Raw genomic sequence first — 25592 nt, forward strand, 5'->3', positions numbered from 1 at the left:
CGCCACGGATGGAGGCTTCCTATGGGTGATTTAACAATGGATTTCTTACGACTGATGCTGATGGCAGCCATGCTGCTCACCAGCCTGCAGGGTCAGGCGGCCGAGCCGGCAGCAGCCCCTGTACCAGCTACACATGAGGTGGAATTTTTACGCAATCCCGACAAGGCCTGCACCGACTGTCACAAGGAGCAGAGCGAGGGAATGCACGGCAAGCATGGTCAGGCGACCAATCCCAACAACCTCAAGCCGGTGACCTGCACCAACTGCCACGGCCAGCCCTCCCCCCAGCACCGGGAAGGGGTCAAGGATGTGATGCGCTTCAGCCACAGCCTGAAGGATAAAGAGAGCATCAAGCTTTATCCCATCAGCGAGCAGAATGGAGTCTGCATGAGCTGCCACGAGCCCAAACCACTGCGCGAGGCGCTCTGGGCCCACGACGTGCACGCCACCAAGCTCACCTGCACCAGCTGCCACCAGTTGCATCCGGCCAAGGAGCCCATGGTGGGGCTACCGGAGAAGTCCCGCATCAAGCTCTGCGTCGACTGCCACAGCAAGCAGCATGAGGCCAGCAAGGCCCGGCAGGAGCAGTCCAAACCGGCTACCGGCAAGGAGGCATCATGAGCTGCTCTCGCCGTGACTTTATGGCGGGCATGGGCGCGGGGGCCCTTATCATGATGACGGGGCCGACTCGCTCCCTTGCTACCCCCCTTGCCCACAGCCAGACCATCGACGGGATACGCTATGGCATGATCCACGATGAGACGGCCTGCATCGGCTGCACCGCCTGCATGGATGCCTGCCGGGAGGTGAATCAGGTGCCACAAGGGGTCTCGCGCCTCGAGATCATCCGATCAGGCCCGGTCGGTGAATTTCCCGACGCCGAGTACCGCTTCTTTCGCAAGTCCTGCCAGCACTGCGACAACGCCCCCTGCGTGCATGTCTGCCCCACCGGCGCCTCCCATATCCGCAAGAAGGATGGCATCGTCGACGTCGACGCGGATCTCTGCGTCGGCTGCATGTATTGCCTCGCCGCCTGCCCCTATCAGGTGCGCTTCATCAACCCTGTGACCCGAGTGGCAGACAAGTGCGACTTTTGCCGCAAGACCAACCTGGCGGCGGGCAAGGAGCCGGCCTGCGTGGAATCCTGCCCCACCAAGGCGCTGGTGTTCGGTAATCTGGATGATCCGGACAGCCCCATTGCCCAACGGCTGGTGAAAGAGACCACCTATCGCTACAAGCAGGCACTCGGCACCTCGCCCAAGATGTACCGCGTGCCCAAAGGGGAGATAACGTCATGACCATACAAGACGCATTTCACTTCCCTTCCCTTGTCTGGGACTGGCCCATCGCTATCTATCTCTTTCTGCTCGGCATCTCCGCCGGGGCCACCACCCTCTCGGTGCTGCTGCGCAGCAAGGGGGCCGGCAGCGAGAGCGGCATCATCAAGGCAACCGCCATTCTGGCGCCAGCGAGCGTGATATTGGGGCTGCTCATCCTTATCTTCCATCTGGCCCGCCCTTGGACCTTCTGGAAGCTGATGTTCCACTATCAGTTCGACTCCGTGATGTCGATGGGGGTCATGCTGTTTCAGCTCTATATGGCGGTACTGTTCGCCTGGCTGGCGGTGGTGTTTCGCGCCGAGATCGAGACATTGCGCGGCAGGTTGCTGCAAGAGAAGTTCGCTTTTGTGGATGGGCTGATTGGCTGGCTCGCCCGCATCGAGCGGCTGCTGGCGCCGCTCTTGCTGCTGCTTGCCGTGCTGCTAGGGGCCTACACTGGCTTTCTGCTCTCGGCACTCAAGACCTATCCGCTCTTGAACAACCCGGTGCTGCCGGTGTTGTTTCTGGTCTCGGGCATCAGCTCAGGTATCGCCTCCACCATCTTGCTGGCGGTGACGATCTTCAAGGAGAACCATCACAGCCAGGGGGTGAGCTTTGTCCATCGCTTCGAGCGACCTGTGCTGGCGGTGGAGGTGTTGCTGCTGGTCTGCTTCTTTACCGGCCTCTACTTCGGTGGCGGCCAGAAAGAGGTGGCGATGTGGGCGGCCATCGGCAGTGGCTTCTGGGCTCAGGTGTTCTGGCTCGGGGTGGTGGGCATCGGCATGCTGCTGCCCCAGCTGCTGGCTCTGCTGACCCCGGCGCCCCTGCGGGAGCGAAACGGCCATCTGGTGCTGGTCTGCAGCCTGACACTGGTGGGGATCCTGCTGCTGCGCTACTTCGTGCTTTATGCCGGCCAGATGACGGTAGTTTAAAGATATGATCACCAGCACCAGCCGCCCTTCGGGTGACTGGCGCTGGTTTGTTGCTGGCCCAATGAATTTCTGGTGATGCCAGACACGCTGCTTGGCAATGTTCCCCGCCAAAGGGAGACAACGCGGCGTGTGTGTCATGACATGAATGACATCAAAGATTGAACCGGAGGTTATGTGCTGGCGGAGCTCGGCTATCTCTCACTGTTGCTGGCGGCGGCACTCTCCTTGCTGCAGGGCACCCTGCCCTGGCTGGGATTACGGCTCGCCTCCCCGACCCTGCTGCGCAGCGCCACGCCGCTGGCGCTGATCAATGCCGTCCTGCTATTGGCCGCCCTGCTGCTGCTCGCCAGCTGCTTTGGCCAAGATGATTTCACCGTCAGCTATGTTGCCCAGCACGCCAACAGCGCCCTGCCCCTTGGCTTCAAACTGGCGGCCGTGTGGGGGGGCCACGAGGGCTCCATGCTGTTCTTCGTGTTTGCGCTGGGGCTGTGGGGCGCCCTGGTGGCCCTTTGTTCCAAGCGGGTCGATCCGCTGATCACAGCCCGGGTATTGGCCATCATGGGTCTGATCGTCGGGCTGTTCGGCCTCTATACCCTGATCTTCTCAAGCCCGTTTGACCGCCAATTCCCGGGGCCGCTGGAGGGGCGCGATCTCAACCCCATGCTGCAGGATATCGGCCTCATCATCCACCCGCCCCTGCTCTACCTCGGTTACGTCGGCTTTGCGGTCAACTTCGCCTTCGCCATGGCGGCGCTCCATTCGGGCAGACTGGATGGCGCCGTTGCCCACTGGAGCCGCCCCTGGGCGCTCGGCTCTTGGGTGTTTCTCACCGCCGGTATCGTGCTGGGCTCTTGGTGGGCCTATTACGAACTGGGCTGGGGCGGCTGGTGGTTCTGGGATCCGGTAGAAAACGCCTCCCTGCTGCCCTGGCTGCTCGGCACTGCATTGCTGCACGCTCTTGTCGTCTGCGAGAAGCGCGGTGCCTATGGTCACGCAGTGCTGTTGCTCTCCATCTTCACCTTCGCCTTGAGCCTGCTCGGCACCTTCGTGGTGCGCTCCGGAGTGCTCACCTCGGTGCACGCCTTTGCAGTCGACCCCAGCCGCGGCCTCACCCTCTTGTTACTGCTCGGCTTGCTATTGACCTGCGCCCTCACCCTGTTTGCCCTGCGCGCAGACATTCGCGCCCCCTATGCCCGCTTTGGCTTGCTGTCAAAAGAGGGGCTGCTCGGCGCCGCCATCCTGCTGCTCTGCGTGGCCTGCGCCAGCGTGCTGCTCGGCACCTTCTACCCCATGGTGTTCCAGTCGCTCCATCTGGGCTCGCTGTCGGTGGGCGCCCCCTATTTCAATACCATCTTCGTGCCGCTGGCCCTCTGCCTGATGGCACTGATGACCCAGCTGCCGCGCCTGCGCTGGCAGCAGCTTGCGCCACATTCCCGACTCAACGCTCTGTTGCCACCGCTGTTTGGCCTGCTTGGCGGCGGGCTCATTAGCCTTGCCTATCTGGAACAGGGATCGTTTTCCGGTAGCTGGAGCGGCATCCTCGCCAATATGGTGAGCCTCTGGCTGATGGTCAGCCTGTTGCTCCCGCTCTTGGAACCGACGTCGCTGCGCGAGTTCACCCTCAATCGGTTCGGCAGTTTGCTGGCCCACCTCGGGGTGGCGGTGTGCGCCCTCGGGATCAATCAGGTGAGCCACCACAGTCAGGAAGGAGGCACAGTGCTAAGTGCCAACCAACCCTACCAACTCGGCGCGTTCGAATTTCGCTATGAGGGGAGCGAGCCGGTGATCGGCCCCAACTATACCGCCGAGCGCATCACGCTTAGCGTGCACAAGAGCGGTAAAGAGGTGGCGCGGCTGACGCCTGAGCGGCGCCACTACAGCGTGCGCACCATGAACATGAACGAACCCGGCATCGCGTGGGGAATGTTCGGCGATCTCTACGTGGTGCTGGGTGAGAAGATGGGGCCAGATGCCTATGCCATGCGGCTGCACTACAAGCCGCTGGTGCGCTGGATCTGGCTCGGCGGCCTGTTGATGATGGCAGGCGGCGCCCTGCGTCTGCTCGCCCGTCGCCCTTTGCTAGCCTCCCGTTCCGTTGCGGTTGGCACCACCCATCCCCGGCTCGAACAGGAGGCGTTATGAGATCCCGCCTGCGCCTCTTTGTTCCACTGCTGCTGACCCTGAGCCTCGGCATCCTGCTCTGGCTCGGCCTTGGCAACAATCCCTACAGCCAGGATGACGCGACGCTCGGACGTACCCTGCCTGCGTGGCAGAGCGACAATCTGCTGGACGGGAGTCCGCTCCAGACCGCCAGCCTCAAGGGGGAGCCCTTTGTGCTTAACGTCTGGGCCAGCTGGTGCGTCAACTGCCGCGCCGAGCATCCGTTGCTCAGCGAGCTCGCGGGCACAGTGCCCCTCTATGGTCTCAACTACAGGGACAAGGGGGATGCGGCCCGCGCCTGGCTTATCCAGGCGGGCAACCCCTATCGTGCCGTGCTGGCCGACCCTGACGGCAAACTGGCCCTTGAGCTCGGCGTCTACGGCACGCCGGAGACCTATCTGTTTGATGCCGATGGCACCCTGCTAGCCCGCCATACCGGCGAGCTTACCAAAGGGATCTGGCAACGCCAGTTTGCCCCCCTGTTCGACAAGGCGCGAACTGACGCGCAAATGAAGGCCGCCACAACGGCACCCGCAATTACGCCATCTATTGCGCCGTCTATTGCAATATCAGCTCTGGAGACACAGCCATGATGCGCCGTTCTCTTGCCTGCACCCTGCTGGCCCTCGGCATGCTGCTGAGTGCAACGGCATTTGCCAGCGGGGTCGATACCTATCAGTTTCGCCACCCCGAGCAGCAGACCCGCGCTCAGGAAGTGGCCCGCGCCCTGCGCTGCCCTCAGTGCCAGAACCAGAATCTGGTGGAGTCCAACTCCCCCATCGCGCGGGATCTGCGGCTAGAGGTCTACCGCTGGGTGGACGAGGGACAGAGCGACGAGCAGGTTATCGCCCGCATGACGGAGCGCTTCGGCGATTTCGTCCGCTACGATCCCCCCTTCAAGGCCAGCACGGCGCTACTGTGGGGCGGTCCCCTGCTGCTGTTGGGGCTGGCGCTGTTGATCCTGTCTCGCCGCCTGACGCGCACAAAGGTGCAACCCATCCCTGCCGTTAAGGCCATCGTTGAGGCCCCCCCTCAGCCCGCCGCCGATCCGCGCAGCGAATTGAATTTGCTGATCATGCACGGGGAGCAGGCAGGCCTCTCCCCCGACCAACCGCTATACGGGGAGCTGAGCGCCGCCCGCCTGGCCAACGCCATCCCGGCGGCTGAGCTGGCCCTGCGAGCGCAACTGGCCAGCCAGCGTGACAATCGCGGCCGCAATAACCAGCACGGGCGGGCCTTGTTGCTGCTTGGCCTCCTGGCCATCGCGGCCGTTGCCGCTGTGTATTTCAGCAGCGGCCGCTATCAGGCATGGCAGGATTATGCATCCCGTCCCGATCCGCTGGCGGGGTTGAGCCCGCGGGCTCTGCAGGACAAGGAGCTGGGGAGTCTGCATCAGAAGCTTCAGCGCAGCCCCGCCGACCTCGACAGCTGGGCGGCGCTCGGCCAGCTCTATCTCTATCGGGGTGAATATGACAACGCCCTGCTCGCCTACCAACGTCTCGCTCTGCTGGAGGGGGGCGCCAGCGCGGCGACTCAAGCCGCCCAAGCCACTGTGCTCTACTATCAGGCGGGCCAGCAGCTGACTCCCGAGGCAACCCGCCTGCTGGAGAGCGCCCTCAAGCAGGACGCGGGGGAAGTGAGCGCCCTGATGCTGCTCGCCTCCGATCACTTCCTGCATGGCCGCTACAGCCAGGCCATTGCCCTGTGGCAGCAACTGCTCGATGGCGAGCGCCCTCGCATCAATCGGGCCGCGCTGATTGAGGCGATCCAGACGGCAAGCATAATGGGCGGGTAACCCCTTGATTAAAGGAGGGTAATCGTGGTGATATGGCGCCGCGACCACGCAAGTGGCTCAGCACTCTCTTTCAATAGACAAGGATGTCTGGATGCAACTCACCCTGTTAAACGACTCGGGTAAATTCGATGGGCTCGATGACACCATTAGGCACGTTTTTGCCGAGACGGCGCACAAATTGAATGCCTTGTTCGATCTCTCCCAACTGGATGTCACCTTCAGCCCTTTTGCCGAGGGGGATGCTCCCGATTCGGGTATCGGTGGCTGGGCCATCAACATGTATCGAATAGAACTCCAGCTTGATCTGGAACGGCCTGATATCAAAGAGGTGATCATCACAGAATTGCCTGCCGTGCTGGCCCACGAAGTCCACCATATCGTGCAAAAGAAGAACAAGGTGGAAGCAGAAACACTGGCCGAAAACCTGATTTTTGAAGGACTGGCCTGCTACTTTGAGCAGAGGTTCAATGGTGGCACCCTCCCCTCGCTGTTCAAGGAGTCTCATCACCATGACTGGCAATCGCTCCTGGCAGAGATGACGCCCCATCTATCCAGCAAGCAGTTCAACTATTTAGACTTTTTTTACTGCCGTGATAACCGGCCATTTCCCAAATATGCCGGTTACTGGGTGGGGTTCAATCTGGTGACCAACTATCTGGCCAAAAATGGACTGAATGAAATAGAGGTCATGGGTCTACCCGCCGAAGCGTATTTCAATTAACACGCCTTCATACTGTTCGTGGCTATCACAGAGCCCAAATCCGGAGAGAAGATCATGATCCCCATTCGCTGCAAGGCCGTATCCGGCGTTGCCCTTACCACTGTCGATGGCGAAACCAGATTGCTGGTGATGAAACGGGTCAAGGGAGGCTTCTGGTGCCATGTGGCGGGCACGGTGGAGGCGGGTGAAACCGGCTGGCAGACCATTATTCGGGAGTTTGGCGAAGAGACGGGGATCAAGGTCACCGAGCTCTACAACGGCCAGTATCTGGAGCAGTTTTACGAGGCGAGCTTGAATACGGTGGAGGTGGTGCCGGTCTTTGTGGTCTATTGCCCGCCCAATCAGGCGGTGACCCTCAACGACGAGCACACCGAATATCGCTGGTGTTCCCTGGCCGAGGCCAAGGCGCTGGTGAGTTTCCCCGGCCAGAAGGCGCTCTACGACCATATCTGGCACCACTTTGTCGACAACGCCCCCTCTCCCCTGATGCGGGTTGATATCTGCTGACTGCGCACAACTTCCCCCTGTAAATGCAACACGCCCCCGGATGGGGGCGTGTTGCATCTAAAGCCAGCCAAGCGCTTTTGTTAGCCCAAGCAGATGGCCTACGGCCGCTCGCCAGCGGCCAGACGGCGGTTGATATCGGCGATAACCGGGGCTATATCCGCCAGAGTGTCGATGACATAGTGAGCCCCCGCCGCCCGCAGTTTGGCCTCGGCCGGTGCGCGCCGGGCGGCGATCTCCGCCTCGCTCATGGCGGCAAACTCTTCCCAAGTGGCACCAAATTCGTTGCCGGAAACCGACAATCCCACCGTCCACATGCCCGCGCTAAGCCCTTCGCTGATACCCGGTACGGCGTCATCCACCTTGATGCAGCGATGCACCGCGCTCACTCCCAGCTCAATTACGTTGGCCAGCGCCATCCAGGGACCGGGGCGACCACCAGCCTTGAGGTCATCGGTGGCGACCCAGTGATCCGGGCGATAGCCGTGATCGGCCGCGGCTGGCACCAGCGCCTCCATCACCGGACGGGGGTAACCGGAGCAGGAGCCGATTTTCATCCCCTGCACCCGCAGAGCATCCAGCACCGGCAACACGCCGGGGATGGGAGCGGCAAAGCGGGTCACGGCGGCAATCTGCAGCGGCATAAAGGTGTGATAAAGGTGGTCCACCTCGGCGTGGCTCATGGGGTGGCCAAAGCGAGCCTGCCAGCGCGCATCCACCGAGGGCAGACGGCCCAGCGCGGCGATATGATCCCACTTGCCAAGGCCCATGGGCTGGCGTGCTTCGTCCAGGGTCACAGCAAAGTCATAGGCGCGGGCGAAGGCCTCGACAAAGATGGAGGTGGGGGCGAAGGAGCCGAAATCGACGACGGTACCGGCCCAGTCGAGGATCAGCGCCTCCACGTCGGTGGTCGGGTGAATGGCAATCTGCAAGTCAGTCATGGTGGTGTTCCTGTTTCGGTGAAAGTGCGATCTCGCCCAATGCGCGATCGAGAATGGTGATGGCGCGCACCAGATCGGCGCGGGTGATATTGAGCGGTGGCGAGAGCTGGATAACGTTCCCTTGGGAGACCTTGAAGCTGAGCCCCAGCTCCAGACAGCGGTAGAGCAGCCGCTCGGCGGCTTGGCTATTGCGGGCGCGACTCTGATGATCGACCACCAGATCGAGCGCCCAAAGCATACCGATACCGCGCACCTGCCCGATCAGCGGGTGACGTTCGGCCAACTTGCCGAGCTCGGCCGCCATAAAACGGCCATCCTCCTGCGCTTTTGCCAGCAACCCCTCTTCGCGGATGGTCGCGATGGTCGCGAGCGCCGCCGCGCAGCCGATAGGGCTCTTCTCGTGGGTGTAGTGACCGAGTGAAATAGCTGCGGCCTGATTGAACCGGTCGCGGGTGATGAGCGCTGCAAACGGCACCACCCCGCCCCCCAGCCCCTTGCCCAGACAGATGATGTCGGGCTCGATGCCGAACTCTTCAAAGCTGAACCAGTGGCCGGTGCGCCCCAGGGCATTGGGGATCTCGTCGACGATCAACAACACCTTGTGGCGATCGCAGATCTCCCGCACCCGCTGCCAGTAGGCCTTCGAGGGCACCTGCACATCGGTGTTGCGGATAGGTTCGGCGATAAAGGCGCCTATTCCTCCCTCCTTCTCGATGACGTACTCCAGATAATCGGCGTAGTGCACATCATCCCCCTCCCCGCGATACCAGACGCCGCGATATCGGGTGGGCGGCGGGATGCGCTCCACGCCGGCTATCAAGGGGCCCATGCCGGCGCGAAAACAGGCCTCGCCGCCGACCGAGATGGCATCGAGGGAGGCGCCATGAAAGGCATCCCAGAGGGACACCACCTTGCTGTTGCCGGTGATGAAACGGGCGAGCTTCAGGGCAATCCCCACCACCTCGCTGCCGCCGGGGGCAAACAGCACTCGGTTGAGATCGCCCGGGGCCAGTTCAGCCAGGGTGCGGGCACAGTCAATGGCAACCTGATGGGTATAGCGGCGGGGCGCGAACGGCAGATCGGCGAGTTGCTGCTGCACCGCGGCCACCACCCTGGGGTGACCGTGACCCAGCTGATGAACGCTGTTGCCGTGAAAATCGAGGTAACGCTTGCCCGATACACTGGTCAACCAGCTCCCCTGCGCGCACTCAAGCAGATCCAGACAGGGGGTGGAGAGCGCCTGATGGAGGAAATAGCGGCTATCCTCCGCCAATCCGGCCTGTACATCTTCGCTCTGGTCAGCCCACCAGCGCGCCCGCCCCTCGCCGAGGTTGATATCCCCTTCGCTATCGGCGCGGCCGCTACCGTGCAGCTTATGGTCATGCAAATCGCGGCCACGCAGATCACGACCCTGAGCCAGCATGCTGGTCATCGCGCGTCCCCTTGCCAGTAGCAGGCGCTGGCCATGGCGGCGAGCAGATCGCGTACCCGCCCTGGGGTCACATCGCCGATATTGCCGATACGGAAGCAATCGGCTTGGGAGACCTTGCCCGGGTAGATGACAAAGCCCTGCGCCTTGAGCCGCTGGTAGAAGTCAGCGAAGCGGTAGTCAGGGTGGGTCGGAGAGTAGAAGGCGGTGATGATGGGAGACTGCCACTGCTCGGGCAGCAGCGGCGCAAAGCCGAGGGCAGCCATGCCATCCACCAAGGTGCGCTGATTCTCGCTGTAGCGCTGATGGCGGGCGGCAATGCCCCCCTCCTCTTCCAGCTCGCGCAGGGCCTGGGCAAAGGCAAGCACGGTATGGGTGGGCGAGGTAAAGCGCCACTTGCCCCCCTGCAACTCCATGGTCTGCCACTGGGCGTGCAGGTCGAGGGAGACCGAGCGAGCACGACCGGCGCAGGCCGTCAGTGCGGCGCGGCGGGCGATGACAAAGCCAAAACCCGGCACCCCCTGAATGCACTTGTTGGCCGAGCTGATAAGAAACTCGATGCCAAGGCGTCCCATATCGATGGGGATACCGCCAAAGCTGCTCATGGCATCGACGATCAGGCGAATACCGCGGCGCTGGCAGAGCTCGGCCACCTCGTCGAGCGGGTTGAGCATGCCGGTGGTGGTCTCGCAGTGCACCATGGCCAAGTGGGTGATCTCGGGGTGGCGCCTCAGCATCGCCTCGATGGTGGCGGGTTCGGGGCGGGTGGTCTCGCCACAGTCCAACTCGAGGTGGCGCAGGCCAAGGCAGCGTGCCATCTCCCCCATGCGGGCACCGTAAGCGCCGTTGTTGATGATCAGCAGACACTCATCGACGCCTATCGCCGAGCCCAGCACGCTCTCCACCACATAGCTGCCACTCCCCTGCAGCAAGACGACGCTGTAGTCACTTTGATATTCCGGGCCAGTGGCGAGGCGCACCAGCTCGCGGCGGATGGGCTCCACCACCCCCTGGTTATAGTCCGCATCCCAGGTACAGCTGTCTTGCAGCATGGCGGCACGCACAGTGGCGGTGGTCGAGAGGGGGCCCGGGGTCAGCAGCAGGTAATCGACGGCGGCAGGGGCCGCAGGAATATGGGTCATGACTTCGCTCCTTTTTGGTATATACCAGAATGAGCGCATTGTGGGTAACTGCCCCGCCAAGGTCAAAGGGGTGGCGCTACGTGCAACAAAAAATTCATTTTCAGCGCCGGGATCGCGATAATCTAGGAAGCCTGAACAACAGGGGCGATTCTGGTATCTACCAACGCATGTTGATGTTGCCGTGTAACGACCGAGCAGATGACCTGCCCTGTGCCCAGCCTATTGCCCAACTCATTGCACAACTTATTGCAAAACCAGGGATTTTCATGAGCAAACCCCAATATCTGCAGATCAAGGATGCCCTCGCTAACCAGATCCTGGCGGGGGGTCTGGCCCCCAACGACAAGCTCCCCTCCGAGCGGCTGCTGGGTGAACTCTATGGCACCACAAGGGTCACCATCCGCGAGGCGCTGGTGCAGCTGGAGGCGAACGGCCTTATCTATCGGGAGGATCGCCGCGGCTGGTTCGTCACCCCGCCGCGCTTTCGCTTGAACCCCAGACGCACCTCCAACTTTCACCAGATAGTGCGGGAGCAAGGGGGTGAACCGCACACCGAGCTGCTGGAGAAAAGCCGCCAGGCGGTGCCGCCCGCGTTGATGGCGCAACTGCAGCTCAAGCCGTTCGACAGCCTCTTTTTGCTCAAGCGACTGCGCTATGCCAACGGGCGCGCCATCTGCTACTGCGAGAACCACTGCCTGCCAGAGCGGGTCCCGGGCCTGCTGGAGCTGGATCTCAACGGCAGCCTGACCGAGATCTATCAGGCCCATTACGATCTTCACTACGCCCGCATGCAGGTGCGTTTCTTCCCCACCGCCCTGCCGGACGAGGTGGCCAAGGCGCTGGGAGCCACCGCCGGCCTGCCCGCCCTGCGCCTCGAGCGGCTCAACTTCGATCAGCACGGCCGGGTGCTCGACTTCGATCTGGAGTACTGGCGCCACGACAGCCTGGAGATCGAAGTGGATACCCAGGATTAGTCACGGATAAATCAGGAACGGCAAAACGTCACGGGGCTGTCACGGTCACGTCATAAAGATCCCCTAGCCTCTCTCTCGACCAATCTGGTTTATACCAAACCAATTTAACTGGAGAAGAGGATGAAACAGGGAACCCATCTGCTGGCCGCCGCCGTGCTGGCTGCCATGACCGCCCCGGCACTGGCCGCGACCGATCTCACCGTCTACACCGCCTTCGAACCGGAGCAGCTCAACGAGCTGAGAACCGCGTTCGAGCGCCAGCATCCGGACATCAACATCAAGTGGGTGCGTGACTCCACCGGCGTGGTCACCGCCCGCTTGCTGGCAGAAAAAGCCCAGCCCAAAGCGGATGTGGTATGGGGTCTGGCCGCCACCAGCCTGATGCAGCTCGATCAGCAGCAGATGCTCAATGCCTATGCACCGAAAGGACTGGACAAGCTCGACAGCCGCTTTCGCGACAGCAAGGCCGAGCCTCACTGGATCGGTCTGGACGCCTTCTTCAGCGCTATCTGCTTCAACAAGGTAGAGGCGGAAAAACAGGGGATCCCGGCCCCCACCAGCTGGGCCGACCTCACCAAGCCCATCTACAAGGGCAAGGTGATCATGCCCAACCCCAGCTCCTCCGGCACCGGTTACCTGAGCGTTGCTGGCTGGCTGCAGACCATGGGCGAGCAGCAGGGCTGGCAATTCATGAACGGCCTGCACCAGAACATCGACCGTTACACCCACTCGGGCTCCGCCCCCTGCAAGCTGGCCGCCAGCGGTGAAACGGTGATCGGTATCTCCTTCGACTTCCCGGCTACCAGCCTCAAGGCCAAGGGTGCCCCCATCGAGGTGGTGTTCCCGAAAGAGGGGTCGGGCTGGGATATGGAAGCCGCCGCCATCATCAAGGGCACTCCCAAGCTGGAAGCCGCCAAACAGCTGCTCGACTTTGCCGCCACCGAACAGGCCAATACCCTCTACAACAAGTCGTTCGCAGTGGTCGCCATTCCGGATGTGGCCAAACCCAGAGCCGGCTATCCCGCCAATATCAAAGGCCAGATGATCGACAACGACTTTGGCTGGGCTGCCCGCGAGCGCAACACCATCCTGGCCCAGTGGAGCGCCAGCTTCGACGGCAAGACCGAAGCCAAACAGTAAGCGTGAAGGGCGGCGGTTTGTTCACGCCAGACACACCGCTGCCAATAAACTGCCAGTCGAAGGCCAACAGCTGTTGGCCTTCGCTTTTTGGTTTTAACTTCCCGAGTTTGTATTGCCTTCAATTAGCGATGCTTAGTCCATCCACACAGGGCCCAACCACTTGCTGGTGACCCGATCTCATTTGACTGTCATCAAGCTGTCATCCCCCGATCACCTGACCGTCACACTTCACATGCAAACTGGTATATACCAAATCAGTAGCGAGTCGAACCATGGCCCAGCCCTATCTGGACATTCAACATCTCAACAAGCAGTTCGGTGCTTTTCAGGCCCTCAAGGGGATCTCTCTGACCATTGAGCCGGGGGAGTTTATCTGCTTTCTCGGCCCCTCCGGCTGCGGCAAAACCACCCTGCTCAGAGCCATCGCCGGGCTGGATCTAGCGGACAACGGCGAGATCTGGCAAGGAGGGCGCAATATCTCCCGCCTGCCGCCCCAGGAGCGCGATTTTGGCATCGTGTTTCAGTCCTATGCTCTCTTCCCCAACCTGACGGTGGCCCAGAACATCGCCTTCGGCCTTGAGAATCAGGGGCTGGCGCGGGATCTCATCAAGGAGCGAGTCGATCACTGGCTGGGGCTGGTGGATCTCACTGCCCAGTCCCACAAATACCCGAGCCAGATCTCTGGCGGCCAGCAGCAGCGGGTGGCGCTGGCCCGGGCGCTCGCCCTCTCCCCCGGCCTGCTGCTGCTGGACGAACCGCTCAGCGCGCTGGATGCGCTGGTACGCACCCACCTTCGCAGCGAGATCCGCGCCCTGCAGCAGCGCCTTGGCATCACCACCATCATGGTGACCCACGATCAGGAAGAGGCGCTGACCATGGCCGATCGCATCGTGGTGATGGAGGGCGGCCGCATCGTACAGGTGGGCACTCCGCAGGAGATCTACCACCAGCCTGCCAGCCGTTTCGTGGCAAGCTTTGTCGGTACCATGAACTTCCTCGAGACCCTGGTGCTGAGCCCCAATCAGGTGCGCCTCAACGAACAACCGCTGACACTTGCCAACCAGGCCGCGGCCGGCAGCAAATTGCAGGTGGCGATCCGCCCCGAGGCAATCACCCTGAGTGCGCCGAGCGAGCCGTATCTTGGGCAACATGGCGTTGAAGCAACCATCGATCAGGTGGAGTTTCTCGGCGCCGCTCAGCGCCTTATCTGTACCGCCGACACCTATCTGGGCCCACAGCAAATTCTGGTGGAACGCCCGACCCATGAGCTGCCCCGCCACGAACAGGGTGGCTGGCGCAGCGGCATGCGCTGCTCGCTGCACTGGCCCGCCGGGGCGATGCAGCTGTTTGAAGGAGAGCGCCCATGACAGCCCCCCTTGCGACCTCCTCCCTGCTGCCACCAGTGACAGCCCGGCAAGACTCTCGCTGGCAGCGGCTCTGTCGCGGCTGGAGCCGGGATCAGCTGCTGCAACTGATCCTGCTGGTGCTCGGCATCGCCCTGCTCACCGGCGGTCTGTTGCTGCCACTGCTCACCATGCTGCAAAAGAGTCTGCAGGATGAGAACGGCCTCTGGGTGGGCCTTGCCAACTTCAGCGCCTACTTCGACTCCCCTCATCTGGGGCGCACCATCGGCAACACCCTCTGGCTCGGGGTGCTGATCACCGCGCTGGTGGTGACCATCGCCTTTGGCTACGCCTATGCCCTCACCCGCACCTGTATGCCGGGCAAGAGCCTGTTTCGCCTCATCGGTTTGATCCCGCTCCTGATGCCCTCCCTGTTGCCCGCCATCAGTCTGGTCTACTGGTTTGGCAATCAGGGGATCGCCAAGGGGCTGCTCGGCGGCGAGAGCATCTACGGCCCCATCGGCATCGTCATTGGCCTTGGCTTCTGGTGCTTCCCCCACGCCCTGATGATCCTTATCACGGCGCTCGGCCAGAGCGATGCCCGCCTCTATGAAGCCTCCCGGGTGCTGGGCAGCAGCGGCTGGCGCACCTTTGTCACCGTCACCCTGCCTACCGCCCGTTATGGCCTGCTCAGCGCCGCCATCGCGGTCTTCACCCTTACCATCTGCGACTTTGGGGTAGCCAAGGTGATTGGCGGCCAGTACAGCGTGCTCGCTACCGATATCTACCGGCAGGTGATCGGAATGCAGAACTTCTCGCTGGGCGCCGTTGCCAGCGTCACCCTGCTGCTGCCGGCACTGTTGAGCTTTGCGCTGGAGCACAGGGTGCGCAGCAAGATGCAGGAGCAGAGCAGCACCAAGGCGGTGCCCTATCAGCCCAAACCCCATCGGCTGCGGGATCTGCTGGCGCTCGGTTGGTGCACGCTCTGGGCCCTGCTGTTTCTGGCGCTGGTGGGGATGGCGGTTTACGGATCCCTGGTGCAGTTCTGGCCCTACAACCTCGCTCTGACGCTGGATCACTATGCCTTTGACAGCAACAGCGTCTATGGCTGGCAGCCCTTTACCAACACCTTGCAACTGGGCCTCTATACCGCGCTGATCGGCACCGTGCTGGTGATGGTGCTGGCCTGGGCGCAGGAGAAGGGGCGCCACTTCGCGCCGCTGCGCCAATTGCTGCATCTGCTCGCCATGCTGTCGCTGGCGGTGCCCGGCATGGTGCTGGGGCTCGGTTACATCTTCTTTTTCAACGGCAATCCGCTCTTTGGCGGCCTATACGGCACCCTGCCGCTGATGGTGCTCTCCTGCGTCATCCACTACTACACGGTGGGCCATATGACGGCGCTGACCAGCCTCAAGCAACTGCCCAAGGAGCTGGAGCTGGTGGCCATCTCATTGCGCATTCCGCTCTGGAAGGCGTTCTGGCGGGTCACCCTGCCCGCCTCCCTGCCAGCGATCTTGGAGATCTTTATCTATCTGTTCGTCAACGCCATGACCACCACCTCGGCGGTGATCTTCCTCTATTCGAGCGACAGCGTGCTCGCCTCCATCGCCGTACTCAATATGGAGGATTCCGGCGATACAGCCGCGGCCGCCGCCATGGCCACCCTGATCCTGCTGGCCGCCGCCACCGCCAAGCTGCTCCAGCTCTTTTTGAGCCGCGCCCTGCTGGATCGCACCCAGCGCTGGCGCCACCAATAACCTTATCGAGGAGTCATCATGTCCACTCTCCCCTTCTGGCTGGCCGAAGCGCTCGCCGCCGAACAGTCCGCGCCCCCCATCCCCCTGGTCGGCAACCACGAGGCCGATGTCTGCATCGTCGGTGGCGGCTTTACCGGGCTGTGGAGCGCCATCGCCCTTAAACAGGCCGAACCGCACCTGCACGTCATAGTGCTGGAAAAAGATCGCTGCGGCAGCGGCGCCTCCGGGCGCAACGGCGGCTGCCTGCTCACCTGGTCGGCCAAGTACCTGACCTTAAAGCGTCTCTTTGGGGAAGATCAGGCTGCCTGGCTGGTGCAAAGATCCGAGCAGGCGGTGCACGAGATCGCCCGCTTCTGCGAACAGCACAATATTGAGGCACAGCTGAGGGTCGAGGGCACCTGCTACACAGCCACCAGCGAGGCCCAGCGCGGCCTGATGGAGCCGGTATTGCAGGAACTCAAGCGAGCCGACCTTAACCAGTGGCAGGCGATTGCGGAGGGTGAACTGGCGAGCCAGAGCGGCTCCCACGTTCATCTGGAGGGGCTCTACAGCGCCCACGCCGGTTCGGTGCAACCGGCACTGTTGGTGCGCGGCCTGCTGCGGGTGGCGCGGGAGCTGGGGGTCGAGGTCTATGAGCACTCCCCCATGCAGCGCCTTGAGGCGGGCCAGCCGGCACGGGTGCAAACGCCGCAGGGTGAGGTGCGTGCCCGCAAGGTGGTACTGGCCCTCAACAGCGCCATGGTGCAGCACTTTCGCGAGTTTCGCCGCAGCATAGTGCTGGTCTCTTCCGATATGGTGATCACCGACCCCGCGCCGGATGCACTGGCCGCCCAGCAGCTTGCGCACGGCCGCTCCGTGGTGGATGGCCGCACCTTTGTGCATTACTACCGCTCCACCCCGCAAGGGCGGCTGATGCTGGGCAAGGGGGGCAACACCTTCGCCTTTGCCAACCGCCATCTGGCCGAGTTTGATGCCCCCAGCCGTTATCTTGCCCCCCTCACCCGCACCCTGCGCCGCTTCTTTCCGGCGCTCAAAGAGGTGCCCATCGCCGCCAGCTGGTGCGGCGCCTCCGACCGCTCGGTAGATGGCCTCCCCTTCTTCGGCCACTGGCGAGGGCAGCCCAATATCGTCTATGGCCTCGGCTACTCCGGCAACGGAGTGGCGCAAAGCTGGATGGGTGGCCAGATCCTGGCGGCTTTGGTGCGCGATGAAGTGCGGGAAGAGGACAAGCCGTGGCGCGACTGTGCGCTGGTCAGCGGCCCGCGCGGCTATTTTCCGCCCGAACCCTTTCGCTGGCTGGGCGCCATGGCGGTGCGCAACGCCATCCGGCGCAAAGAGCGGGCGGAAGATGAGAACCGCCCGGTAGCCTGGTATGACAAACAACTGGCCAAACTTGCCGATGCGGCGGGCAAGGCGGATAAATAAGTTATTTCACTTGACCTTGATATTGCACCAGGCTCTAACGCTTGGCCTCTCAGGCGACCTCATCGTGGATGAGCTATCCACATCTTCATCGGCAATCATCCATAACAATGTGCTGACCAGAAGGTCAGCACATATATAGTTACAACACTAATTAAAAATTCACTGCGGCGTTAAATCTAATATCCCAGAGGTCAAGGTCCTGACGCCCGATACTGTAATAACCGGTGATAACTTCAAAACGCTGATGACGCTGAGGGGCTACCGCCAGTGCAATCCGTGCAGATCCACTCCACGGGGTCGTACTTTCCATTGTCAGATTTTCATTCAGGATCTGACCATCATTGGGACGCTCAATATCATAACGAACCCCAAGACGCAGGGCCGGTATAATTTGAACCCCATCGGTTGTGGTGAAAATACGACTGATATCCCCTGATGCTTCACTGGTGGCATATTCAAAAGAGTTTTCATTAACCCGCAATGTCACGTTATAAATCTGGTTTGCATAAGGCAATGAGCCTGTGTAATCAAACGCATCGGATTTATTGTGACTGTAAAAGAGGGCAAGCTTGGGCCGCAGCAGATATTCACCAACATCGTAGCCGCCGGTCAGGTTGGCTGAGATCAACCCGGTCGTTGTCTTGAAACTCCCTTTAAGTACATCGAGTTCGGTATCGTTATCAGTTCGTCCCCATGCAGCCCAGCCATCCAGCAGCCAGTGCGTATCTAGCCTATAGCCGCCATATGGCCCAACAAAGAAGCTGTCCCCCTCATTTCGTACCGAACTGCCAAACGTGCCAAGAGAGGTTTTGCTATTGGCAAATGCAATACCGCCCAGCCCGTCTTTACCAAGGGATCTGTGTATACCGATCAAAAAGCTGTTGGCATGTCCGGATGTGTCTATCTCGTTACGATCATCGGAGACTCCGGTATGGCGTACATCAGTCCATACCTGCCACAACCCCTTTTGACTGGCAATATCTTCAAATTGGTCAAGCCCGACAACGACACGATCTGAAATACTGAGGGAGCCGCTCAAATAGCCCATCAAGGCATCTGCACTGATACTGGTCACAATATTGCGGATCGGGTCACTCCCACCGCCGGTGCCACCACCACTACCACCATTGCTGCCATCCCCACCGCCGGATCCGCCACCAGTTCCACCATTGCCGCCCCCCCCACCGCCGGTTCCGCCACCACTTCCTCCATTGCTGCCGCCACCACCTCCGGTTCCGCCACCAGTGCCACCGTTACTCTCTCCCCCATCGATCGGGGGAATATTTGGAAATACCGGATTGGTCTGGTTTCTCGAATCGAGGAAGCAGTTGAAAGAACCATCCGCATTGAGGAGATCCAGTTTGTGAGTCCCGTTAAGGTCATCAAGTACTACAGGTGAGACACTCAGGTGCAACGACGCGCGGTTTGCATTCCAACTATCGATTTCAGATACCCCGGGAGCAGAGAGGCGAAAATTCCCCCCGGAACCTGGACTTGAAAGCCATAGTGATACCGAATTGTCAGCCGAACGCCCAAGAAACTTTAGATGCTGCCCCGGTTGCCTGTTCGGGCAATCCGCCGCCCATGCTGTTGGCAAGCAGATACTGGTAAGGCAGCCAATTCCCAAAATACGTGAAATCATTATGTCCTCCTGACACTACGTTATCTCACTGACATCCTTGCATGACTTTTAGCATTCCCCACAAACAGGTCACTCGATGCAATGGGTAAAGGAACAAATCAATCTGACAAGTTCAAATCGCAGACTATTTTAGTATCCACACTGTTTCTGGTCTCCTGTAATAAAATTCGTTTAGCGCCTGAATCGCGATGATTGATTAAATCAAACCACTTTAAAACCCATAAAAAATGCCGCCCATCGGGCGGCACTTTTATTAGAGATAACGGGCTAACAGGAATTACCAGCCGGTTACTTCGCGCAGGGCCTTGCCGATATCGGCCAGGGAGCGGACGGTTTTCACGCCAGCATCTTCCAGCGCGGCAAACTTCTCGGCGGCAGTACCCTTGCCACCGGAGATGATGGCGCCAGCGTGGCCCATCCGCTTGCCGGGAGGGGCGGTAACACCCGCGATATAGGAGACCACCGGCTTGGTGACGTGGGCCTTGATATAGGCCGCTGCGTCTTCCTCGGCGTTGCCGCCGATCTCGCCGATCATCACGATCGCTTCGGTCTGCGGGTCGTTCTGGAACATCTCCAGAATGTCGATAAAGTTGGAGCCCGGGATGGGGTCGCCACCGATACCGACACAGGTGGACTGGCCAAAGCCCTCGTCAGTGGTCTGCTTGACCGCTTCGTAGGTCAGGGTGCCGGAGCGGGAGACGATGCCCACCTTGCCCGGCTTGTGGATGTGGCCCGGCATGATGCCGATCTTGCACTCACCCGGGGTGATCACGCCCGGGCAGTTGGGGCCGATCATCCGCACGCCGGTCTCTTGCAGCTTCACTTTGACGTCCAGCATATCCAGCGTCGGGATGCCTTCGGTGATGGTGACGATGAGCTTGATGCCCGCGTCGATCGCTTCCAGGATCGCGTCCTTGCAGAACGGAGCCGGCACATAGATGACGGAGGCGGTGGCGCCGGTCGCTTCGACCGCGTCACGTACGGTGTTGAACACCGGCAGGCCCAGATGGGTGGTGCCGCCCTTACCCGGGGAGACGCCGCCCACCAGCTGGGTGCCGTAGGAGAGCGCCTGCTCGGAGTGGAAAGTACCCTGACCGCCGGTAAAGCCCTGGCAGATGACTCGGGTGTCCTTGTTGATCAGTACGCTCATCAGTTGGCCTCCGCTGCTTTGACGACTTGCTGCGCGGCATCGGTCAGACTCTTGGCCGCAATGATGTTGAGGCCGCTCTCGGCCAGCTTGATACCACCCAGCTCGGCGTTGTTGCCTTCCAGACGGACCACGACGGGCACCTTGACCCCCACTTCCTTGACCGCACCGATAATGCCTTCCGCGATCATGTCGCAGCGCACGATGCCGCCAAAGATGTTGACCAGCACCGCTTTGACGTTGCTGTCGGAGAGGATGATCTTGAACGCCTCGGTTACGCGCTCCTTGGTGGCGCCGCCGCCGACGTCAAGGAAGTTGGCCGGCTTGCCGCCGTGCAGGTTGACGATGTCCATGGTGCCCATGGCCAGACCCGCGCCGTTGACCATGCAGCCGATGTTGCCATCGAGGGCCACATAGTTCAGCTCCCACTGTGCGGCGTGCGCTTCGCGGGGGTCATCTTGTGACGGGTCGTGCATCTCGCGCAGCTTGGGCTGACGATACAGTGCGTTGGCGTCGATGTTGATCTTGCCATCCAGGCAGTGCAGGTTGCCCTGCGCGGTGATCACCAGCGGGTTGATCTCCAGCAGCGCGAAATCGCAATCCAGGAACATTTGGCCCAGACCCATGAAGATCTTGGTGAACTGTTTGATCTGATCGCCGACCAGACCCAGTTTGAAGGCCAGTTCGCGGGCCTGATAAGCCTGCGGACCCACCAGCGGATCGATAGCCGCCTTGTGGATCAGATGGGGGGTTTCGTGGGCAATCTTCTCGATATCCACGCCACCTTCGGTCGAGGCCATGAAGACCACGCGGCGAGAGCCACGGTCAACCACGGCGCCCAGGTAGAGCTCTTTGGCGATGTCGGTGCAAGATTCCACCAGGATCTTGGTGACCGGCTGGCCGTTGGCATCGGTCTGGTAGGTCACCAAATTTTTGCCAAGCCAGTTTTGGGCAAAAGCACGGATCTCATCCTTGCTCTTGGCCACTTTCACGCCGCCCGCTTTACCGCGGCCACCGGCGTGTACCTGGCATTTGACGACCCAGGTATTGCCGCCAATCTTGTCGGCCGCTTCGGCCGCTTCTTGTGGGGTAGCACAGGCATAACCTTCGGAGACCGGCAGGCCATATCCAGCAGCTCCTTGACGGAGACCAGGAAGCCTACCGATTCGCGTCCGTCGATGAGACAGTTGGCGATCGTGGAGAGCGCCGGATGCATCATCGGCAGGATCTCGACCTTGCCGCTGTTCGCAACGGCCATCGGGCAATCCTCGATCTTGTGCATGCCCAGAATGGCGCTCTGGGGCGGGTTGATGATCGGGGTGGACGTCAGGGAGCCGAACACGCCACCGTTGGTGATGGTGAAGTTGCCGCCAGTCGGTGACCTGGCGGGTCGCTTCCGTCACGGCCCTTGCCCGCCGAAATCCTTGATGGCCTTCTCAATGTCCGCCAGGCTCATGTTGTCGCAGTCGCGCAGCACCGGCGTCACCAGACCACGGGGGGTGGAGACGGCGATGCTGACGTCGAAGTAATTGTGGTAAACCACGTCATCACCATCGAGCGCCGCGTTCACTTCCGGATAGCGCTTGAGGGACTCCACCACCGCCTTCACGTAGAAGGACATAAAGCCGAGCTTGATGCCGTGCTTCTTCTCGAAGATCTCGCCGTACTGCTTGCGCAGATCCATGATGGGCTTCATGTTGACCTCGTTGAAGGTGGTCAGCATGGCGGTGGTGTTTTTCGCTTCCAGCAGACGCTCGGCAATGCGCTTGCGCAGACGGGTCATCGGTACCCGCTTGTCGGTGCGACCACCCAGCGGGGCAACCTTGGCTGCCGGGGCTGCAGTTGCGACCGGTGCGGCTGCCGCAGGCTGGCTCTTGGCCTTGATGAAGGCTTCCACATCATCCTTGGTGATGCGACCACCCTTGCCGGTACCGGTCAGCTTGGTCACGTCGATATCGTGCTCACCAATCAGGCGGCGCACCGAGGGGCTCAAGCCATCGGCACCATCATCGGCAACCGCTTCAGCGGGTTTCTCTTTGGTCTCTTCACCCGCCACCGGAGCGGCGATGAGGATGGCAATCAGTTGACGGGACAACACAGTCGCCCCTTCCCCTTGCAGAATATCCCCCAGCACTCCGGCTTGCGGTGCCGGCACTTCCAGCACCACCTTGTCGGTCTCGATGTCGACCAGCACTTCGTCACGGGCGACCAGATCGCCCGGTTTTTTGTGCCAGGTGGCGATAGTGGCATCGGCCACTGATTCCGGCAGGTCCGGTACCTTGATTTCGATAGTCATCCAATCAGTTCCTTTTTACTTCTATGCCAGAGGCTTTACAGGGTAAGGGCATCTTCCACCAAGGCTTTTTGCTGCTTGGCGTGGACAGACATGTAACCGACGGCCGGTGAGGCTGACGCGGGGCGACCGGCATAACGCAGGGTAGCTCCGGCTGGCAGCACGCCATCGTAGTGGTGACGGGTGCAGTACAGGCGCCCTGGTTCTGCGGCTCTTCCTGACACCAGACAAAGTCGGTGACGTGGCTGTAATCGGCCAGAATGGCGCGCACTTCCTCTTCCGGGAAGGGGTAGAGCTGCTCAATTCGGCCAGCCAATGCCACATCTTGCTGCTCGGCCTTGCGACGGGCATCGAGTAGGTCGTAGTAGACCTTGCCGGAGCGAAAGACCACCCGCTTGACCGCTTTCGGATCCAGCGCATCGATCTCGCCGATGGCGTTCTGGAAGGTACCTTCCGCCAGCTCTTCAAGCTTGCTCACCGCCAGCGGATGGCGCAGCAGGGATTTGGGCGTCATAGCGGATGACGACGGTGGTCACCGGCATCATGATCGGCAACTGGACCCGTCACTCCGGCTTCTCCGAGCAGAGCAGCCATCACCTGGATCACTTCTGGGAGTTGATGGACCAGTTCCTCAACGCCCTGCTGTTCCTGCTGATCGGTCTGGCGCTGGTACTGCTGGATCTCGCCTGGCGTGACTGGATCCTGCTGGTCATTGCGGTGCCGCTCTGCCTGGGTGCCCGCTTTATCAGCGTGTCGCTGCCCTATGTGGCTTTCCGCCGATTCCGCAATTACAACACCTTCTCGGTACGGATCCTCACCTGGGGTGGCCTGCGCGGTGGTCTGGCGATGGCGATGGCACTGGCACTCCCCTCCGGCGTCATGATGATCCCGGAACATGGCGTCGATCTGCGTCAGGTCATCCTGGTGATGACCTACTCGGTGGTGATGTTCTCCATCGTGGTGCAAGGCATGACCATCACCCCGATGATCACGGCTGCCAAGAAGGCCTGTGGCGACTACTGAGTCGGCCCACTGTGCTGATTGCAGAATGAGAGAGGGCTCCCGTCGGGAGCCCTCTTTTTATGGCGGATAGTTGCGAATATTTGCTGCTGATAGCACCTTGATTACACAGAGGAAAAGTGTACTGACTTCAACATCGGCAAATTATTGTTTGCTTTTTATTCATTTCGAGGAGAGAATGCGCGTCGGCTAGTTAATCAGCCCTGTTTATGTTTACCCTGCAATGCTTCACCTCACGATGAATCCTGCCAGTACCCGCATAACCTTCTTCTGATTTACTCGCCTTGAGAACCGTCAGGCTGTCTGCCTGCGTTGCCCGGCTCTCACGGTGCAGACCCGATCTGCCCACCCAATTTGATTTATGCATCAGCATATTCCTTGAAAGTGCAGACGCCCCTTAACCGGGCTGGGTATTCCTGCGCGCTTGTCGTTCACCCAATCGACCGCGCCCATTGACCTGACATTTGCCAATACAAGGAGCAAACACCTAATTTATATAGAGAAATACCATGATGAAAGCAGTACAAACACACAAGCCCCTGCGTCGCAGCAAGCCCATCAACCTGCCTGTGCAAGAGCACGACAATGATGCGTTTCTGATCCAGTTCAGCACCCGCTTCAGCGGCGGTTTCGCCATCTCCTGTGATGGTATCGCTGGCGAGTTCTCCATCGAAGACCTCAACTGATCCTGCCTGCCCTCCGGCAGCGCCCGATGCAGACAGGCCGCAACTCACGGCGGCCTCTTTGCTTCTCTCTCACGCCTTTAGCCAGACCCGGCCTCTTGCTTGTCACTCAGCCTGACAGCCACCTCGCCATTCGCTTTTCAGCTCTCTGACCTTGATCACTGCTCCAGTAGCAGGCACTCATCGGCATCTTCGCTCAGCTTGACCAGCCGACTGCGCACCAGCCCCAACTTGGCCAGCAGGCCGATGGATCGCTCGTTGCCCGGAGTGACGATGGCAACTACCTGCCCGCTCCCCAACCGGCTTTTGCCATCGGCAAGGGCGGCCTGCGCCGCTTCAATGGCGTAGCCCTGACCGCGATATTGCGGCAGGAAGGCGTAACCGATATCGACCTGCTCCAGGGTATCGCGCTTGATCAAACCGCAGATACCGAGGCTGACACCGTCCTCTTTGCGCTCCACCAGATAGAGTCCGTGACCATAGCGGGCATAGCTGACCGCCGGCCCCTGCTGGATATACTCCTGCGCCTGCTCCAGGGTGCGAATGCCCCGATCACCGATGTAACGATAAAAGTCGCCGTCATTAAGCAGCTCAAGGATGAAGGGGGCGTCGGTGGCGATCATTTCGCGCAGGATCAGGCGGGAGGCAATCATGGCAAGGGCTCTCAAACGGAAAGTGAAGGGCAAAGAGTGCCCCGTCACTCCCGGGCTGGCAAGCCTGTGGAGCCATCGGCCATGAAAAAGGGGCCATCTGGCCCCTGATGAGATGGGATAAACGGGCTCAGGCAGCCAGCAACCCGGCATAGCCATTACCCTGCTCGCGCAGCGCAGTGAACTGGGCGGCACAATCGGCCCAGCTCAGCCCCAGCGCGTCTGCCACTTTGTGGGGCCACTCGGGGGCGCCTCTTCCCCCACATCGGATTGCGCAGCCAGCACGATCGCCAGATGGATCAACCCGGCCTCGGCGGAGAACTCCTTGGCCAGCATGGGGTTGTAGTGATACTCCACCGCATTGCTGATGGTCTGGAGACTCCAGTAGCGTGCCATGGCCGCCCCAGCATGGGGCATCATTCGAAGCCAACCACCAGCTCTTCCGCCTGGCCCGCCCCTTGTGCAACTCCAGATCGTGAATGTGGTGAACTGTGTTTTCCGGCAGGCCTACGTGCATCACCAGTGGGCCAAGATCGTAGAGCAGGGCGCAGGTAAAGACCTCATCCCCCTTCATC

General features: G+C 61.0%; 21 protein-coding genes and 4 pseudogenes. 15 read left to right on the forward strand and 10 right to left on the reverse strand.

Annotated features, from left to right (window positions below; translation table 11 throughout):
- Positions 1-21: 21 nt before the first annotated feature.
- The 8 genes from nrfB (at position 22) to ACTG2T_RS21855 (ending at position 7434) form a co-directional block, all read left to right on the forward strand.
- Positions 22-621, forward strand: a complete 600-nt coding sequence (nrfB, locus tag ACTG2T_RS21820) for a cytochrome c nitrite reductase pentaheme subunit (protein ID WP_330124383.1) — start codon at positions 22-24, stop codon at positions 619-621.
- Positions 618-1298: a cytochrome c nitrite reductase Fe-S protein gene (gene nrfC / locus ACTG2T_RS21825; protein WP_330124384.1), complete on the forward strand. Its 681-nt coding sequence runs from the start codon at positions 618-620 to the stop codon at positions 1296-1298. The genes nrfB and nrfC overlap by 4 nt, the downstream gene beginning before the upstream one ends.
- Complete coding sequence (gene nrfD / locus ACTG2T_RS21830) at positions 1295-2251, forward strand: cytochrome c nitrite reductase subunit NrfD (RefSeq protein WP_330124385.1); 957 nt, start codon at positions 1295-1297, stop codon at positions 2249-2251. Before nrfC ends, nrfD begins: the two co-directional genes overlap by 4 nt.
- A 174-nt stretch (positions 2252-2425) precedes the next feature.
- Positions 2426-4393, forward strand: coding sequence for a heme lyase NrfEFG subunit NrfE (gene nrfE / locus ACTG2T_RS21835; protein ID WP_330124386.1), 1968 nt, complete (start codon positions 2426-2428; stop codon positions 4391-4393).
- Positions 4390-5004, forward strand: a complete 615-nt coding sequence (locus ACTG2T_RS21840) for a DsbE family thiol:disulfide interchange protein (RefSeq protein WP_330124387.1) — start codon at positions 4390-4392, stop codon at positions 5002-5004. The genes nrfE and ACTG2T_RS21840 overlap by 4 nt, the downstream gene beginning before the upstream one ends.
- Entirely contained in the window at positions 5001-6206 is a 1206-nt protein-coding gene (gene nrfF / locus ACTG2T_RS21845) for a heme lyase NrfEFG subunit NrfF (RefSeq protein ID WP_330124388.1), read from the forward strand. The genes ACTG2T_RS21840 and nrfF overlap by 4 nt, the downstream gene beginning before the upstream one ends.
- 91 nt (positions 6207-6297) lie before the next feature.
- Positions 6298-6927: a DUF2268 domain-containing putative Zn-dependent protease gene (locus ACTG2T_RS21850; protein ID WP_139746700.1), complete on the forward strand. Its 630-nt coding sequence runs from the start codon at positions 6298-6300 to the stop codon at positions 6925-6927.
- 54 nt (positions 6928-6981) lie between these two features.
- A complete protein-coding gene (locus ACTG2T_RS21855) occupies positions 6982-7434 on the forward strand; it encodes an NUDIX hydrolase (protein ID WP_330124389.1) in 453 nt (150 codons plus the stop codon).
- 98 nt (positions 7435-7532) lie between these two features.
- Here ACTG2T_RS21855 and phnX read toward each other — a convergent pair whose 3' ends face one another.
- Genes phnX through phnW form a run of 3 tightly spaced genes read right to left on the reverse strand, consistent with a single transcriptional unit; the run spans position 7533 to position 10943 of the window.
- Positions 7533-8372 carry a phosphonoacetaldehyde hydrolase gene (phnX, locus tag ACTG2T_RS21860; RefSeq protein WP_330124390.1) on the reverse strand — a complete coding sequence of 280 codons (840 nt, stop codon included), beginning with the start codon at positions 8370-8372 and terminating at the stop codon, positions 7533-7535.
- The gene (locus ACTG2T_RS21865) at positions 8365-9804 is read right to left on the reverse strand and encodes an aspartate aminotransferase family protein (protein ID WP_236268192.1); all 1440 of its coding nucleotides are present in this window, start codon (positions 9802-9804) and stop codon (positions 8365-8367) included. Before ACTG2T_RS21865 ends, phnX begins: the two co-directional genes overlap by 8 nt.
- Positions 9801-10943, reverse strand: coding sequence for a 2-aminoethylphosphonate--pyruvate transaminase (phnW, locus tag ACTG2T_RS21870; RefSeq protein WP_201956292.1), 1143 nt, complete (start codon positions 10941-10943; stop codon positions 9801-9803). The genes ACTG2T_RS21865 and phnW overlap by 4 nt, the downstream gene beginning before the upstream one ends.
- A gap of 266 nt (positions 10944-11209) precedes the next feature.
- Here phnW and phnR point away from each other — a divergent pair, with 266 nt between their 5' ends.
- From phnR to ACTG2T_RS21895, 5 genes are all read left to right on the forward strand, one after another.
- Positions 11210-11917 carry a phosphonate utilization transcriptional regulator PhnR gene (phnR, locus tag ACTG2T_RS21875; protein ID WP_047438836.1) on the forward strand — a complete coding sequence of 236 codons (708 nt, stop codon included), beginning with the start codon at positions 11210-11212 and terminating at the stop codon, positions 11915-11917.
- Between the two features lie 120 nt (positions 11918-12037).
- Entirely contained in the window at positions 12038-13057 is a 1020-nt protein-coding gene (locus tag ACTG2T_RS21880) for a putative 2-aminoethylphosphonate ABC transporter substrate-binding protein (RefSeq protein ID WP_110303835.1), read from the forward strand.
- A gap of 272 nt (positions 13058-13329) precedes the next feature.
- Complete coding sequence (locus ACTG2T_RS21885; protein ID WP_110303836.1) at positions 13330-14424, forward strand: putative 2-aminoethylphosphonate ABC transporter ATP-binding protein; 1095 nt, start codon at positions 13330-13332, stop codon at positions 14422-14424.
- The gene (locus tag ACTG2T_RS21890; RefSeq protein ID WP_330124391.1) at positions 14421-16157 is read left to right on the forward strand and encodes a putative 2-aminoethylphosphonate ABC transporter permease subunit; all 1737 of its coding nucleotides are present in this window, start codon (positions 14421-14423) and stop codon (positions 16155-16157) included. The genes ACTG2T_RS21885 and ACTG2T_RS21890 overlap by 4 nt, the downstream gene beginning before the upstream one ends.
- An 18-nt stretch (positions 16158-16175) precedes the next feature.
- Positions 16176-17582: an FAD-dependent oxidoreductase gene (locus ACTG2T_RS21895; protein ID WP_330124392.1), complete on the forward strand. Its 1407-nt coding sequence runs from the start codon at positions 16176-16178 to the stop codon at positions 17580-17582.
- 151 nt (positions 17583-17733) lie between these two features.
- On the opposite strand, the gene ACTG2T_RS21900 is transcribed toward ACTG2T_RS21895, so the two are convergent.
- From ACTG2T_RS21900 to ACTG2T_RS21920, 5 genes and pseudogenes are all read right to left on the reverse strand, one after another.
- A complete protein-coding gene (locus ACTG2T_RS21900) occupies positions 17734-19224 on the reverse strand; it encodes an autotransporter outer membrane beta-barrel domain-containing protein (RefSeq protein ID WP_330124393.1) in 1491 nt (496 codons plus the stop codon).
- A 277-nt stretch (positions 19225-19501) separates the two neighbouring features.
- Entirely contained in the window at positions 19502-20374 is an 873-nt protein-coding gene (gene sucD, locus ACTG2T_RS21905) for a succinate--CoA ligase subunit alpha (protein WP_005333542.1), read from the reverse strand.
- Positions 20374-21537: an ADP-forming succinate--CoA ligase subunit beta gene (gene sucC, locus ACTG2T_RS21910; RefSeq protein ID WP_439973828.1), complete on the reverse strand. Its 1164-nt coding sequence runs from the start codon at positions 21535-21537 to the stop codon at positions 20374-20376. Before sucC ends, sucD begins: the two co-directional genes overlap by 1 nt.
- 20 nt (positions 21538-21557) lie before the next feature.
- A pseudogene (odhB, locus tag ACTG2T_RS21915) lies at positions 21558-22667 on the reverse strand (2-oxoglutarate dehydrogenase complex dihydrolipoyllysine-residue succinyltransferase); the annotation flags it as partial.
- Between the two features lie 35 nt (positions 22668-22702).
- A pseudogene (locus tag ACTG2T_RS21920) lies at positions 22703-23178 on the reverse strand (2-oxoglutarate dehydrogenase E1 component); the annotation flags it as partial.
- Between the two features lie 5 nt (positions 23179-23183).
- Between ACTG2T_RS21920 and ACTG2T_RS21925 the strand changes: the two are divergent.
- Positions 23184-23687 (forward strand): annotated as a pseudogene (locus ACTG2T_RS21925) (cation:proton antiporter domain-containing protein); the annotation flags it as partial.
- Positions 23688-24193: 506 nt separating this feature from the next.
- Positions 24194-24370 carry a hypothetical protein gene (locus ACTG2T_RS21930; protein ID WP_005340085.1) on the forward strand — a complete coding sequence of 59 codons (177 nt, stop codon included), beginning with the start codon at positions 24194-24196 and terminating at the stop codon, positions 24368-24370.
- A gap of 155 nt (positions 24371-24525) precedes the next feature.
- On the opposite strand, the gene ACTG2T_RS21935 is transcribed toward ACTG2T_RS21930, so the two are convergent.
- Together ACTG2T_RS21935 and ACTG2T_RS21940 are read right to left on the reverse strand one after the other, a co-directional pair.
- The gene (locus ACTG2T_RS21935) at positions 24526-25020 is read right to left on the reverse strand and encodes a GNAT family N-acetyltransferase (protein ID WP_439973827.1); all 495 of its coding nucleotides are present in this window, start codon (positions 25018-25020) and stop codon (positions 24526-24528) included.
- Between the two features lie 127 nt (positions 25021-25147).
- Positions 25148-25592, reverse strand: a pseudogene (locus tag ACTG2T_RS21940) (HDOD domain-containing protein); the annotation flags it as partial.

It is taken from the genome of Aeromonas sp. 75A (assembly GCF_051919425.1).
Lineage (GTDB): Bacteria > Pseudomonadota > Gammaproteobacteria > Enterobacterales > Aeromonadaceae > Aeromonas > Aeromonas veronii.